At 44.9% G+C, this 15,572-nt stretch carries 10 protein-coding genes; 9 read left to right on the forward strand and 1 reads right to left on the reverse strand.

Annotation, left to right across the window (positions count from 1 at the left end; all coding sequences use genetic code 11):
• The first annotated feature begins 32 nt into the window (after positions 1–32).
• Both H6F93_RS17995 and H6F93_RS18000 read left to right on the forward strand, forming a co-directional pair.
• Complete coding sequence (locus H6F93_RS17995) at positions 33–3,578, forward strand: glycosyltransferase (protein WP_190683368.1); 3,546 nt, start codon at positions 33–35, stop codon at positions 3,576–3,578.
• A 60-nt stretch (positions 3,579–3,638) separates the two neighbouring features.
• Positions 3,639–5,327, forward strand: a complete 1,689-nt coding sequence (locus H6F93_RS18000; RefSeq protein ID WP_190683370.1) for a hypothetical protein — start codon at positions 3,639–3,641, stop codon at positions 5,325–5,327.
• A gap of 72 nt (positions 5,328–5,399) precedes the next feature.
• Here H6F93_RS18000 and H6F93_RS18005 read toward each other — a convergent pair whose 3' ends face one another.
• Positions 5,400–7,124, reverse strand: a complete 1,725-nt coding sequence (locus H6F93_RS18005; RefSeq protein ID WP_190683373.1) for an LIC_10190 family membrane protein — start codon at positions 7,122–7,124, stop codon at positions 5,400–5,402.
• A gap of 491 nt (positions 7,125–7,615) precedes the next feature.
• On the opposite strand from H6F93_RS18005, the gene H6F93_RS18010 reads away from it, so the two are divergent.
• The 7 genes from H6F93_RS18010 to H6F93_RS18040 all read left to right on the forward strand — a co-directional run bounded on the left by H6F93_RS18010 (position 7,616) and on the right by H6F93_RS18040 (position 15,505).
• Positions 7,616–8,671 (forward strand): glycosyltransferase family 2 protein, encoded by a 1,056-nt coding sequence (locus H6F93_RS18010; RefSeq protein ID WP_190683375.1) that lies wholly within the window; start codon positions 7,616–7,618, stop codon positions 8,669–8,671.
• A 92-nt stretch (positions 8,672–8,763) separates the two neighbouring features.
• A complete protein-coding gene (locus H6F93_RS18015) occupies positions 8,764–10,257 on the forward strand; it encodes an NAD(P)/FAD-dependent oxidoreductase (protein ID WP_190683378.1) in 1,494 nt (497 codons plus the stop codon).
• Positions 10,258–10,309: 52 nt separating this feature from the next.
• Positions 10,310–11,365 carry a glycosyltransferase family 2 protein gene (locus H6F93_RS18020; RefSeq protein WP_190683381.1) on the forward strand — a complete coding sequence of 352 codons (1,056 nt, stop codon included), beginning with the start codon at positions 10,310–10,312 and terminating at the stop codon, positions 11,363–11,365.
• A gap of 12 nt (positions 11,366–11,377) precedes the next feature.
• A complete protein-coding gene (locus tag H6F93_RS18025) occupies positions 11,378–12,598 on the forward strand; it encodes a glycosyltransferase family 4 protein (protein WP_190683385.1) in 1,221 nt (406 codons plus the stop codon).
• Positions 12,595–14,058: an MOP flippase family protein gene (locus tag H6F93_RS18030; RefSeq protein ID WP_190683388.1), complete on the forward strand. Its 1,464-nt coding sequence runs from the start codon at positions 12,595–12,597 to the stop codon at positions 14,056–14,058. The genes H6F93_RS18025 and H6F93_RS18030 overlap by 4 nt, the downstream gene beginning before the upstream one ends.
• Before the next feature lie 72 nt (positions 14,059–14,130).
• Positions 14,131–15,048, forward strand: a complete 918-nt coding sequence (locus tag H6F93_RS18035; RefSeq protein ID WP_190683391.1) for a glycosyltransferase family 2 protein — start codon at positions 14,131–14,133, stop codon at positions 15,046–15,048.
• A 175-nt stretch (positions 15,049–15,223) separates the two neighbouring features.
• On the forward strand, positions 15,224–15,505 hold the full coding sequence (locus tag H6F93_RS18040) for a DUF6679 family protein (RefSeq protein ID WP_190645612.1): 282 nt from the start codon (positions 15,224–15,226) through the stop codon (positions 15,503–15,505).
• Positions 15,506–15,572: the final 67 nt, after the last annotated feature.

Raw genomic sequence — 15,572 nt, forward strand, 5'->3', positions numbered from 1 at the left:
AACAGCAAAGTAAAGAAAAATCTGGAGATTACGTGAACGTATCCATCGTGATCGCTGCCCATAACGCAGCAGGGACAATTGCTGAAACGCTTAATTCCCTCCTATGCCAAACTTATTTGGACTGGGAGGCAATCATTGTTGATGACGGCTCAAGCGACGAAACAGCAGCGATCGCGGCTCAATTTACAGCAAAAGATGCCCGAATTCAGGTAGTGAGCCAACCTCAAGGAGGGGTCAGTTCAGCTAGAAATCGAGGAGTTAGTTTAGCTCAGTCCAACTGGTTACTTTTTCTAGATGCGGACGATTGGCTCTTACCTCCTTGTCTTGAGCTATTGACAAACGTGCTGAAGTTAAACGCTGAAGTAGATGCGGTCTACTGTGGTTGGGCACGAGTTGCCCCAGATGGAAGATATATTGACCAGTACTGCTGTCCCTGCTCAGACAACCTATTTGAGGTATTTGCAAAATACTGTGCTTTTGCAATTCACACCTGCATCTTCAGACACTCACTGTTTGAGTCAGTTGGGGGATTTAATCCTTCGCTCAAAACCTGTGAGGATTGGGATCTGTGGCAACGGATTGCTCGCACAGGGGCTTCTTTTGCAGCCGTTTACAAGGTTCTTGCACTGTATCGGATGAGACCGGATTCAGCTTCAATGAGCAGTTTCCAAGTTTTTACAGATGGTTTGCAGGTAATCACTCAAGGGCATTCAACTGATCCACGCATCTCGAACCCGGATCCCAATTACCAAAACGGATTACCCACAGACCAACTCTCCAGCACAAAGTATTACTTTGCCTGTTGGATTGCTGGACTCATGATTGGCAGCGGTAGCGATGCGCGATCGCTGCTCGAAGTTCTCAAAGATGAACCTGCTCCTGAGCTAGATCCACAAAACATTGTCCAAAATCTCTTCCTAGCATCGCTTTTACCTACCTGCCAAACTCCAAGTGAGTGGAATAAACTTTGGGCTACTATACAAGCGCAAGTTAACAATTTCCTACTTGCTTTAGAGGAACAAACTCAAATTTCAGGATTACATCACGATGTTTATACTGCTCTTGAACAGCACTGCTCAGAGCCATTAGCAATACCAGAACGTATGGAAACTAAAGTTTCACATACTATTCAGCTTGAGATTACAGAACCCATACCTAACCTTTCCTTGCCAGAAGGGGTTGAACGCCTTCATTGCACCATTGAACTAGAAGGAACTTGTCTCGGCACATTAGAACTTCCCGTTTTTGAAGGGTATGTTCATAGTTATGTGTTGACTGATGCGATCGCCGCTGACTTTGCTTGGCAAATTATAGGGCATTTCTTTGAGCACACTGTTTATCCCTCCTTGAGTATTGAAACACAGGAAACTCGTTCATCCATTCGACGAGGAAACCTGTGCCTTGCAGAATTACCGTCTGAACAACCTATCGTTTGGTCGAAAATTCATAATCAGATTGGCTGGACAGTGTTTCTACAAGAGATTTGGGCACGTCCAGATTTGCCAGAGGCTAGCTTTTATGATCCTCAAGCGCCAGAAGAGGCGAGCACAAAGTGTTGCTTAAGTGACGGTTGGCTCACACTTGAAGTGAGTGGAACATTGTCAGACGTAAAAGTTGCAGGACAACAGCTTGACGTAGTTCTTACAGTAGGTGGGGTTGCTATTGGAGTTGTCCCGGTACCTGTTAAAGATGATGTGGTGCGATCGCAAGAACTTAGAGCAGCACTTACAGCGGCAACAGGATATGAACTCTGCTGCACAGCCGTTCGAGAAGGGCTCCTTGGCAGACCTGTTACAGAGCCAACCTCTCTCCGAGATAGACTCCTCGAAGCAGCTTCTCACAATTCGCCTACTGATGCTCTTAACCGCGTCCTATCACCTAGTGAGAGAGGTGTGGTGCTAGGGCGACGTACCTTTAATGTGTTTGGGACAAGCGCTTCTCGCAGGGCAGTGTTTCCTGCCACAGTAGCCCGTGAACTGAGCGATTGTGCTTTGATGGCTGGCGAACCTGTCCTACATGTGCTGGAGCCAAGTGAACAAGCTGCCCGTGTAGTCTATGCACCTGACTTAATTTGGCGTCCCGTTCAAAAGCAAAAAACCTCTTCCACGCATACATTCCGCTCCAATACAAAACAGGCAGTTGAGGTACCGCTTTATAATCGCAGCTACTTTGAAACGACCTTTGCAACTGGTCCCGTTCACTGGAATTACACGAACCAGTATGAACAAACCAAGTATGAGCAAACGCTCTCCTTGCTACCTCCCAAGCCAATCGCACGGGTGCTTGAGCTTGCTTGTGCTGAGGGACACTTCACCGCGCAGCTGGCTCCTCATGTTGAACATTTGACTGCTGCTGATATTTCTCAAATTGCTCTTGAACAAGCGGCTGAACGGTGCGCTGGCTTGAAAAATGTTGACTTCATGCATCTCGACTTCATGAAGGAACCCTTGCCTAAACCGTTCGATTTAATTATCTGTAGCGAAGTACTTTACTTTGCTAATGAGAGAGAAACCCTTCAGAATGTGGCTCAAAAGTTTGCAGATGCCCTCGCGCCCGGTGGTTACTTATTAACGGCACATGCAAACCTGGTTATTGATGAACCCGATCGCCCTGGCTTTAACTGGAACTTTCCGTTTGGGGCAAAAGTAATTGGGGAAATACTAGCAAGCACACCCTCCCTTCACCTAGTCAGAGAAATCTGGACTCCGCTTTATCGAATTCAGCTTTTTCAACGTAGCCCGCAGTTTCGGTGGTTCTTCTCCCAAACTGCTCCAGAGTTGATTAAATTGCCGCAACCTACACCACCCCCACCTCAAGTTGCCGCCGATGTTCTGTGGAATGGAGGTACACCTCGCGATCAGACAGTTCAGTCTGTTTCGACCTATCATCTCCCGATTCTCATGTACCATCGGGTTGCCCCTAGCGGTGCGTCGGAGTCAGCTCGCTATCGTGTCAGTCCGGATGCCTTTGAGGAACAGGTTCGTTATTTATATGACGCAGGATACTACAGCATTACGCTAGAGGATTGGCACGCCGCAATGAAAGCTCACCGACCGTTACCAGGTCGAGCTATCATGTTCACGTTTGATGATGGCTATCAAGACTTTCAAACCTACGCCTGGCCAATTCTGAAGCAGTATGAGTTCACAGCGATTGTCTTTCTTGTTGCAAATTTAGTAGGCAAAACCAATCTTTGGGACCAGGCTTACGGAGAAGAAATTCCCCTGCTCGAATGGCAGCAAATTCGACAACTAGAGAGTGAAGGAGTTGAATTTGGCTCACACTCTGCAAACCATCATCCGCTAACCACAATTCCTTATGAGGCAGTAATCCGAGAGGGAATTTGCTCACGTATGATTTTGGAGCGGGAACTGGGACATCTCGTCAAAACCTTTGCCTATCCTCACGGTGCTGAAGATCGAGTCATCCAGCATCTAATAGGAGCCTGTGGCTACTCCTTTGGATTAAGTTGCCGATCGGGATTGTGTGGTCTACAGGAACCTCTACTCGCTCTGCCTCGCATTGAAATCACTGGTTCTGATAAGTTGCGTGATTTTGTTGCGAAGCTAAATCCATGAGGAATAGCGATCGCCCTTAGACTTTAAGAACACAAATCGGCATCAGTTAAGTCGAAAATCATGGAATCAATACCAGAGCATAAAATCATACGCTCACAACTTTTTTCAGATTGTTTCTTCTTGAGTATTGTTGTCCTAATCTCTTTAATTCTCTACATTCCGTCTCTCGGCTTTTATAGTGACGACTGGTCATTTTTAGCACCTCTTAATCTCTCTACAGATCAATCCTTTCTGGGGTTGTTTCAATCTGTCTATCTACATCAGCCTAACGTCCAGATGCGACCTGTGCAGGTTCTTTACATTGCAGGTCTTTATTGGTTATTTGGCTTAAATCCATTAGGATATCATCTAATTAATTGTGTATTTCTTAGCTTGGGAATCGTCTTCTTCTACTTAGTTCTTAGAGAATTAAAGCAACCACGCTTTCTTGCACTATCCATTCCGTTAGTATATGCGCTACTTCCTCACTATTCAACGAACCGATTTTGGGTAGCAGCTTTTCAAATTACTTTAAGCATGACCCTATACTTTCTAAGTTTATATGCAGACCTTGTAGCAGTACGTACCAAAACGACATTAGGACTGTGGGCTTGGAAGTTGATCAGTATTGCAAGCCTTTTAATTAGTGGGTTAGCCTATGAAATCTTTTTGCCCTGGTTTCTATTTAACCCCTTATTATCTTGGTATAAGGGGAGATTACTCAATCAATCAATTTTAAGCTATTTCAGCAAGCTAAAATTAATATTGTTAATGGGAAGCACGTTCCCTTGCGTAGTATTTGTGTTTCTCTTCAAGAAGATGACAACAACTCGTCAAGGAGAACTTGAGTTCAAAGAGCATCTAGGTTGGCTTTTTCAACTTTTTAAGGACGCAGTTACAATTAGCTATGGTGACTATGGATTTAAATTACCTCGGATTGTAGGCAGTATTATTTATAGTCAAACTAACTGGGTAATATTAATATTAGGCGGATTGGTGGGGTTGGTTGTGTTCAGTTATCTATTTCATATCGTTAAACTACAGAACATTAACCTACTCAATTACACTAACGGACTGAAATTGACTTTAGCTAGTTTCTTTGTTTTTGCAGCAGGCTATTCAATATTTTTGCTTACGCAAAACGCCCAAAACTCAGCCGCAGGCATTAGCAACCGTATCGCTATAGCCTCGGCAATAGGAGTAGCATTTACTTTCATAGGCTTAATCGGACTGGCAAGCAGTTTTATTCGTACAAATCGCTCACGTAAAGTCCTTTTTTGCCTGCTAATCGCTTTACTCTGTAGTAGTGGTTTTATAATCAACAATGCCATTGCTTCCTATTGGGCTGATGCCTACCGTCAAGAACAGAATATCCTTGCTGATATTCAACAACACCTGCCATCCTTAAAGGATGATGCTACTTTGATTCTTGACGGGATCTGTCCCTATTCCGGACCAGCAGTCGTTTTTGAGTCCAATTGGGATTTAGCAGGAGCATTGCGGATAATCTATAAAACCTACACTTTGAAAGCTGATGTCGTGACGCCTAATTTACAAGTGAATGAGGATGGACTTACCACAGCCTTATACTACGGATCACTAGTGAGTCATTATCCCTACGAAAATCTATTGATTTACAATATTAAAGACAAATTAGTTCATGAGATAACGGATGCGGATGCAGCTTATCGCTATTTTCAAACTTTTAATGCTGACTATGACAACAATTGCCCCAAAGGAAGAGAAGGTCATGGCGTAAGAATTTTCTAAGCTATTATTTTCCTATTCAATCTGGTTAGCAACAATTCATTCTGAGGTCTGCTTCTCTTTACAAGCAGATGGTCAAAGTTGACGCGAAAATCCGGCTTGGACACCATGCTCTGGATTCCGTAATCGAATTGCTCTATCCGGTTGATTTGTACAAGGTAATTCTGCTGCCCAACAAGCCCCCTTTTGATTTTTTGGAGAGAAGTAGGTTACGTCATTAATTTGTTTTTCTACCACTTCTACTTGAACAACTTGGGGCGGTAAAAGGAGGCGCGATCGCACTCCTTGACTGGTTAAGCTCGTTCCAACCATGGCAGCCAACAATAGTGAAATGAATAGACTTTGGTGCTGTAGCTCCTTAAGTTGCCATGAAGACAGCGGCTGGTTAGTAATTCTCGCCAAACTAACTTGGAGTTGTGATTGAAATAGGAGAGCAGCCAGCAAAGTAGGCAAAAGAACAAAATATCCTATACCAAACCTCAACAAAGGTGCTTGCGATAAGGTGAAAGCGCTTCCAACAAACGCCAAGATTAAAATCCAACAGTAACTGAAATTCTGTTTTGCTCGGGATTCTTTGATTACATAACCCGTTGATGCAATAGATATTCCAACTAATAGCACAATTAATTTACTTGAGCTGATAGAGTTAAACCATTGCCAGAACAGCCATAGACTGGAGTTGGCTTGAGAGGGCGGAGAGCCAAACCAACTGCCCCAACCACGAGTTACTTCACCAAGCGCTTGAGCTTCGTGAGAAGTGATTGCCCAGGGCACGTCAAGACATAGTAAAGGAGAAGGATATAGCAAGCAACCAGAATTGGTTGCTCCAAAGAAAAGTATGGGTAGTAAGAGTAAAATACTGACTACACTGCCCACCAAAAATCGTCTTGAACTAAATCTTCTACCGAATAAGTACACTAGGCTAGTGACAAACAGAAGAGGCAGGGCTGTAAGCTTAATTGATGTTGCTCCAATAGCTAATATTAGGGGAATCAAATCAGCATAAAGAACTGGATGCTTCAACTGAGTAGAATTAATGGAATCGGAACTTACTAATATCACCCAAGCAACCACACCCGTCAAAAAGATAACTGGAATGTCAGGAGAGGGAGAGATTAAAACAGTTGACAAAAGCCGGGTCGCAACACTGCCCGAAATAACTATAAATAAGAAAAATACGATAAACCAGTCACTAATTTTTGATTTTTTAGCAAAGCCTTGAGTTAAACAGACTATACAATGCAAGGATGCCAGAAATATAACAAAACCATTCGTTACGGCACTAGCTCGACCTTCCAGGAAGACGGCATTGAGAGGTGCGGCAAGAGCAAACCAGGCGGAGGCAAAGCCGAGTTGCTTTGAAAGTAAGGCGATACCGGGAACTGCACCAAATTCTGATAACCAACGGATTGCACCATAGTGATAAAGACCTGTGTCAATCCAGGTCACTTGGCGTGTGGTTAAGGCGGCAACTCCAATGGACAGCGTCAAGATTCCTACAAGTACACTGGGAGTCAAGTGCGATCGCAGTATTGCGATTTCACATCGAACCTTTGGGGACAGCAAGGACAGAAAGCCTAGTATCGTAGCTACTAATCCTCCTACCCAGGACGATAAAGCAAAGATAAAAGACGTTGCTAAAAGCGCAATAGAAAGGAAAACAACGCCCAACCAAAGAGAAATAATTGAGCGATCGCCCAATCTCACAAAAATGTTTGCTTTCAAACTATTCAGCAAGGCTGTGCCAGTTAACCAACAAACAATACTTAAAAGAGTCCAAACAGCAATAAAGTAGAGCATAAATCTAGACTATTAAACACACCAAGCTTAACAAGATTAAGTGCTTTTTCTAGATAATAAAGGCTAGTTAGTAAAATATTTGTACTGGCTTAATATGACTAGCGAGAAGTGTAGAGATACTCTTTAAAGAGTGCATAAAGGCGGCGATTGTTTAACATACAGTAGACATACAAGTATTAGTATTAATTAACACGTTAGAGATATTCCCTAGGCACTATTCCCACCTCATCTACCTGCCTTATCTTCAGCAAAATTTTCTATCCCTTCCGGGTATCACGCTTCACGAGGAATGTTCAGTGCAGTCAATTTGTGGCTCAGCTCAAGCAAGGGGATTACCCATTCAAAAAATTAGAGATAGCAAATTAGATACGTGATTTTATCCGGATAGATAAGTGGTTTGTTAGTAAAAGGTCTTGGCAGAGACTTTTAAAAATTTGGAAGTACCTAGTGGCATTTTCCAGGTCCTATCTGGAGGCGAGTGAATACTTGTAATGACTTTGACCAACTCAGATGTACGTTCTTCCATAGAACCAGCAATTTCAATTGTGATTCCGGTTCACAATGGCGGTGAAAGCTTCCGCGAATGTTTGTCTAGTTTAACCAAATTTGTTCCTAACTCTATAGAAGTTGTCATTGTTGTAGATGGTGGAACGGATGATTCTTGGCGTTTAGCTGAAGAGTCTGGAGCAAAGGTCAGTAAGTTCCCGACTGCAGGTGGCCCGGCCCGAGCAAGAAATGCAGGGGCGAAGGCAGCTCAAGGTGACATTCTGTTTTTTGTTGATGCAGATGTCACCATTGGTGCTGACACGTTGTCGCAGGTGGCGATCGCCTTCCAAACGTATCCCAATATTGCAGCCCTGATTGGCTCTTACGATGATGCTCCTGGCGCAACTAATTTTCTATCCCAATATAAAAACTTGTTTCATCACTATACTCATCAAACGGGTTGTGAAGAAGCCTCTACATTTTGGGGTGCCTGTGGTGCAATTCGACGAGATGTATTTTTAGAGATTGGCGGTTTTGACGAAGCGTATCGCTATCCTTCCATTGAAGATATTGAGTTAGGCTATCGACTTAAACGGGCGGGACATCAAATTCGGCTTTGTAAAAATGTGCAGGTCAAGCACTTAAAGTGTTGGAGACCCGTCTCTCTGTTGAGGGCTGAATTCTTCTACCGTGCCTTGCCCTGGACTGAGTTGCTATGGCGCGATCGCCAATTTGTCAATGACCTAAATCTCAAAACCTCAAGTCGCGTCAGTCTAGTACTGACTTATGGGCTATTGATTGCTCTGGCTGCAAGCTTCTGGTGGCTACCTGCACTGGGTTTGGCAGGTATTCTGAGTTTGTCTTTGCTGCTGCTAAATTTTTCTGTTTATCAATTCTTTCAACACAAGCGGGGATTATGGTTTGCCGTGCGGACCGTTCCCTGGCACTGGCTTTATTTTCTCTACAGCGGACTTGCTTTTGCAATTGGCACTATTCGCTACCACATCCGCCAGTACAGATTGCCAAAGCCAAGTTCCCTCAAATCTAAAGCATCAATCTGAATAAGCATCCACTTCTACAAATTCAGACTAGATGTTCGCCAAGGTTTTACGCTCGACGCGGGTCAACTTTAAAGGATATTGGAGAAGGATTGATGAAGCATTACCCTGTTGCAATTCTGGGAGGCGGTCCAGCTGGGTTGACTGCTGCATACCAATTAGTCAAGCAAGGTATCCAGTCTGTTGTGTTAGAGAGGTCTGACAAGGTTGGTGGAATTTCCAGAACCGAAACCTATAAGGGCTATCGGTTTGACATTGGTGGGCACCGATTTTTCACTAAAGTAACTGAGGTTGAGCAATTTTGGCACGAAATTCTGACAGACGACTTCATCAAAGTTCCTCGACTGTCCCGAATTTATTATCAAGGCAAGTTTTACAACTATCCGCTCTCTTTGTTCAACGCACTAAGTAATCTCGGTGTTGTCACCAGTTTCATGATTTTGGTGAGTTATCTCAAGGCAAAGCTAAAAGCAAAGCTGCGACCTGGAAACGAACCAGAAACTTTTGAAGAATGGGTAATTGACTGCTTTGGCTATCGCCTTTACCGCATCTTCTTTAAAACCTACACCGAGAAAGTGTGGGGCATTCCATGCGACAAAATTCGGGCAGACTGGGCTGCTCAGCGAATTCAGGGGATGTCTCTCAAAAGAGCGGTAATCAACGCAGTATTTGGCAGCCAAAACGCCAAGAGCCTGATTAAAGAATTTGACTATCCACGGCTTGGTCCGGGCATGATGTGGGAACGCTGTCAGGAAATTTTGGACAGTAAAGGCTCTCCGGTTGAGCTACACACATCGGTACTTCGGGTAGAGCGTGAAGGAACCCGCATCAAAAGTATTACAGCGCAGAGAGGCGATCAGACCTTTCAAATTGAGGCAGATCATTTTGTCTCTACTATGCCTGTCACAGCACTGTTGCATCGGCTTGATCCACCCCCGCCTGAGCATGTTCTAGAGGCTGCTAGAGGGCTAAAATATCGGGACTTTTTGATTGTATCTCTGGTCGTCAACCAACCAGATCTATTTCCTGATAACTGGATTTATATTCATAGCCCAGAGTTTAAGGTTGGCAGAATTCAGAACTTTAAGAACTGGAGCCCAGAAATGGTGCCTGATAGCAGTAAGACCTGTCTAGGCATGGAATATTTTTGCAGCGAAGGGGATGACCTCTGGGAAATGTCAGATGCAGATTTAATCAAGCTGGCAAGCCGTGAGGCGGTTGAGTTAGGGTTAGGAGTCAATAAGGGTGATGTGGAAGATGGAACGGTGATTCGCCAACATAAAGCCTATCCGGTTTATGACGGGGAGTACCGCCAGCACTTACAGGTGATTCAAGATTACTTGGAAACATTTGAAAACCTGCAAACGGTTGGTCGCAATGGAATGCACCGCTACAACAATCAAGACCACTCGATGCTGACAGCGATGTTGGCAGTCCGGAACATTCTAGGTGAAAAGCACGATCTGTGGAATGTAAATACGGAACGGTCATACCACGAGGAGTTTACAAAGCAGCAGTGGTCAAGCGTTCAGGAGCAGTTTAAGGAGGGGCGATCGCCCATTGAAGCAACAGTGGTAACTCCTAGTTGAAATCAAACATCCCTTAAATAGTTGTACTAACGATTCAAGGAGCGTAGACATCATGTCAGAGCCGCAAGTTACGATCGTAGTTACACCTCGTGAGCGATTTAGCTATACTCGTGAGTCGTTAGAGAGCATTTATCAATACACAAAAGTTCCGTTCAAACTTGTGTATGTAGACGGCAATTCCCCGACAAAAATTCGACAATATCTGGAAGCAAAGTCACAGGAAAAGGGTTTTGAAATTATTCGCACTAACTACTACCTTTTCCCTAACCGCTCCAGGAACCTAGGACTAGAACGGGTTGAGACTCCGTATGTCGTGTTTGTAGATAATGATGTCATCGTAACCTCGGGTTGGCTAGAAGCACTAATTCAATGCTCAGAGGAGACTGGTGCTACCGTTGTCGGGCCATTAGTGTGTCAGGAAGAACCTGTTCATGAAACGATTCACTTTGCGGGCGGTGAGTCACGGATTATTCGCGACATCAAAGGAAGACTTCGCTTACGCGAAAAAATGTATAAGCAAGGGCGACGCGTAGCAGATATTCGTCCTCAACTTCAGCGTACTCCAACAGAGTTATCAGAGTTTCACTGCACATTAGTGAAAACTGAAGTTTTTAGGCAAATTAGTTTTTTCGATGAAGCCATGCTTAACACTAAAGAGCATGTAGATTTCTGTATGGCAGTTGCTCAGGTAGGGGGGACTGTGTATTTTGAACCAGACAGTGTTGCAACTTACGTACCCGGCAAACCCCTAAAATGGACAGATTTGCACTTCTATATGCTGCGTTGGAGTGATGCCTGGGAGTTAGCTAGCCTTAGCCGAATGCAAGAAAAGTGGGGGTTAGCAGAGGATAGCTATTTTAAGCAAAAGTACAAGGCACTGGGTTGGAGAAGGCGCGATACAATCCTTTTGCCCCTCATTCAGAAAATTACCTTTGGTATTAAACATCGATTTCTCCAAAAGGTTTTGATGTATGGCTTGCTTGCTCCTGTGGAAAAGAGGCTTAATCGCTATCTCACGACACAGTACGCTAAGCAACATTTGCAGCAGCAACAAGTTCAAGCTCCCACACACTCTAAAATCTTAGAGACAGCTACATCCAGAAATTAGCTACGTAGCCGAATGAAGATTCTTCTACTCCACGATTACGGTACAGCGACGGGAGGGGCTGAACTGCAAATGTTGTCTCTGCGGCAAGGATTGCGCGATCGCGGACATGATGTACGTCTTTTCTCCAGTCGAGTCATACCCGTGTCAGGGAGCCCATTACTCTCTGACTACCATTGCTTTGGCAGCAACACGCGGCTTCAAGTCTTGTCCCAAACTGCTAATGTTTCTGCCTACTTAAACCTGCGTCATGCCTTAAATACTTTTTGCCCTGACGTTGTCCATGTCCGCATGTTCATGTGGCAACTTTCGCCACTCATTCTCCCTCTACTCAAATCTGTGCCCTGCCTCTATCAAACAGCAGTCTACAAGGCGATTTGTCCGCTAGGAACTAAAGTTTTACCCGATGGTCAACCTTGCCAGCATACAGCAGGAGTCAGTTGCCTGCAGCACTGTCTGTCACCTCAGGCTTGGGTGCCTTTGATGTTGCAGCGACAGCTTTGGTTACGTTGGAAGGATGCTTTTGACCTGGTTGTCGCCCTCAGTCATGCAATGAAAGCAAAGTTGGAAGCAGAGGGAATTAGACCGGTTGAAGTGGTACACAATGGCGTATCTGAGCGTCCTATGCGATCGCCCCTCACTCACCCTCCGACTGTAGTGTTTGCCGGACGGTTAGTACCAGAAAAAGGGGTGAACGTTCTACTGCAAGCTTTTGCTCAGGCTAGACTGCAAGTGCCCAATGCACGACTGTGGATTGCAGGACAGGGTACTGAAGCAATGAATTTGCAAACCTTGGCGGCACAACTCAAAGTAGAGGATTGTGTAACCTGGCTTGGACATTTACCTCACGCTCAGCTTGAGAAACAATTTGAGCAAGCCTGGGTACAAGTTGTACCTTCTTTGTGGGAAGAACCCTTTGGTAATGTGTCAACCGAGGCAATGATGCGCGGAACGGCAGTAATTGCCAGTGCTGTTGGGGCACAGCCAGAAATTGTCAGCGATGGCACAACGGGCTTTTTAGTGCCACCGGATGACGTTCATGCACTCACTGCTGCACTATTGCGTCTGTTGCAAAATCCATCTCTAGCAGAACAAATGGGACAGGATGGACGCAAACATGCATTCACTCACTTTAGTGAAAATCGACGCACCGATCGCTTTGTAGAGATTTATCAGCAGATTCAAGCAACAGGAAAGCACTCCCAGGGATTGAATCCATTCAAAGCTATCTCATGAGCATCAAACAAAAAGCGATCAAAGGTGTAGTCTGGTCTGCTATTCAAAGCTGGGGTAGCCAGGCAGGATCACTAATTGTTTTTTTGGTGCTAGCTCGTTTGCTATCCCCTGAAGCCTTCGGGTTAGTCGCGTTGGCCAATATATTTTTGGCATTTATGCAAATCTTCCTAAATCAGGGATTTGCTCAAGTCATTGTGCAACGGCAGAACTTAGAACCAGAACACCTAGATACTGCTTTTTGGACTAATCTTGCAATCGGCATCTTACTCACAGTTCTGGGGTTAACAACTGCTGATCGGGTTGCTGCCTTATTTAATCAGCCTCAGCTCACGCCAATCGTACAAGGATTCTCTCTGCTGTTTTTAGTTACTTCTTTTGGCAACATTCAGCAAGCTTTGTTGGAGCGGAACCTAGCTTTTAGGACGATCGCCATTCGCTGGCTAGTCGGAACTTTAGCTGGTGGCTGCGTAGGTGTAATCATGGCAGTTTATGGCTTTGGCGTTTGGAGCCTCGTGAGCCAGCAGTTGGTGCAAGACCTGGTTGGCACCTTAATACTATGGGTTGCGAGCGATTGGCGACCAAGGTTTAAAGCTTCACTCAAACATTTTCAGCAATTGTGTAGTTTTGGAATCAGTATTTTAGGGTTCAATCTTTTAAATTTTCTAAACACACGAGCAGATGACTTTCTCATCGGTTATTTTTTAGGTTCAGTCGCTTTAGGCTATTACACGATCGCTTATCGAATATTAGGTGTAATGACCCAACTGTTGGTTAATACCAGCAACCAGGTTGCGCTACCAACCTTTTCGCGACTGCAAGAAGAACCTGAGCTTTTCCGTAAAGCATTTTATACCGCGACTCAACTCACTAGTCTAGTTGCTTTTCCTACATTTTTAGGTGTAGCTACCCTTGCACCCGAACTGATTGTATTACTGTTTGGCAATCAGTGGCTACCTTCAATTCCCGTGCTGCAAATTTTGTGTTTTGCCGGAATGTTGCGGGCAATTAACTTCTTTAAAGGATCTGTGTTTATTGCAATGGGTAAGCCCGCCTGGACACTCTGGTTTGGCTTGTTAAATACAGCAGTCAACTTGGTTGGCTTTGCTATATCCGTGCAATGGGGAATTGTTGCAGTTGCCTCTGCCTACGCGATTCGGGGATATTTAATTTTTCCGATCAATCAATGGGCAGTTAGCCGATTAATCAAAACACCAATGCTCACTTATCTCAGTCAGTTTACGGCTCCACTTGTTAGCTCGTTAGTAATGGCAGGTTTTATCTTAGGCTCCAAACAATTACTTCAAAATTTACTCAACTCTCAAGCACTCTTAGTCGTTTGCATTCTGCTCGGAGCAATGGTGTACAGCCTGAGTATCCGATTACTTTCACCAAAGTTATTTGAAAAACTGCTGGGTATTCTTCACTTAGCTTTGTCAAAAACAAAGAGCCAAGGGGCTTAGTCAAATTTCGTTAGTTTGTTGCGTAAGTTTTGGTTATATCCATCAGCTACATCCAACACTGAACCTAGTTCTATGACACAGCATCCAATTTTCTCGATTATCATTCCCACTTACGCTCGTCCAGAGCGATTGACAAACTGTCTGCACGCGATCGCCCAGCTTGACTACCCAGGCGATCGCTTTGAGGTCATTGTTGTAGACGACGGTAGCCCAACTTCAATGGAGGCAGTCGTTGCTCCCTTTCGCGACCAACTACACCTGACGCTGATTCGACAAGTTAATGCGGGTCCCGCCAAAGCCCGCAACGTGGGTGCAGAACAAGCCAACGGACAGTTCTTAGTTTTTACTGACGACGACTGCGCTCCCGTCCGGGACTGGTTAAAAGCGTTAGAGTCCCGCTTCACCACGACCCCTCGCTGCATCATTGGGGGTCGCACCCTCAACGCTCTGCCCAACAACCTCTACTCCACCGCCAGTCAGGTTCTGATTGATTATTTGTACAAGTACTACAGCGTTGAAGGCGATCGCTCTAGCTTTTTTGCGTCTAACAACATTGCTCTGCCTGCTGACCAGTTTCGGGCGCTGGGTGGCTTTGATACGAGTTTTTCCCTAGCAGCGGGAGAAGATCGAGAATTTTGCGATCGCTGGCTGTATCACGGCTACCTCATGCTTTACGCCCCAGAAGTGCAGGTCTATCATGCTCACAGCCTCACCTTACCCAAGTTCTGGCAACAGCATTTCAACTACGGGCGAGGCGCATTCTGCTTTCACCAGTCCCGCGCTCGACGCAACGTAGAACAAATCAAAGTCGAACCGCTGTCCTTTTACTTCAACCTTTTGACTTATCCACTATCACAAACCTCTCCACTTCAGGGATTACTAATTTCAGTCTTGTTTCTTCTGTCGCAGCTAGCAAACATCACTGGCTTCCTTTGGGAGCGGGCTCAGGTGACCGGAACGCGCCCCGTAGTTATTCCAAACAGGCTGTAAATCTAGCTAAAAGGGGTTTACAACCTACTCATTCACAACAAATTTAGAACTGATTTGGCAACTTCACTAAAAATTGACCGAAAAACCTTCAGCAGATCGGATATACTGATTGACCAACTGACAATTTGGGCAATCTATCCCTGGACAGATTTTTGCTAAAGGTAATTTCACCCTTATGGAAGACAAGCTAAAAGAGCTGATTGGACAGTCCAACGTCTGGCTTTACATTGAGAGCAGCAAAGGCTGGGTCAAAAATGCGGAGATTTTAGAGGTGGTCAATAAAACGGTCACATTCCGCTACGAGCACGAATCTGAAAGCGAGAAGCGGACTTGGGAAAAGACCACACGGATTAAAAATATCTCCGAAATCGAAGTGAAGCTGTTGTCCCTTCCCAAGGAAGACCTTCAAGTCACCGCGCTGAAAGACAGACTATCTAATCTCCTGGGTCAAGACTAAAATATGACCTCGTAGTAGCGCATCTTCGGTAGCATGGGAGGGCAATCCTTGAAACGGGGCAACTGAG

The sequence above is a fragment of the Leptolyngbya sp. FACHB-671 genome, assembly GCF_014695745.1.
Taxonomy (GTDB): domain Bacteria; phylum Cyanobacteriota; class Cyanobacteriia; order Elainellales; family Elainellaceae; genus JAAUTN01.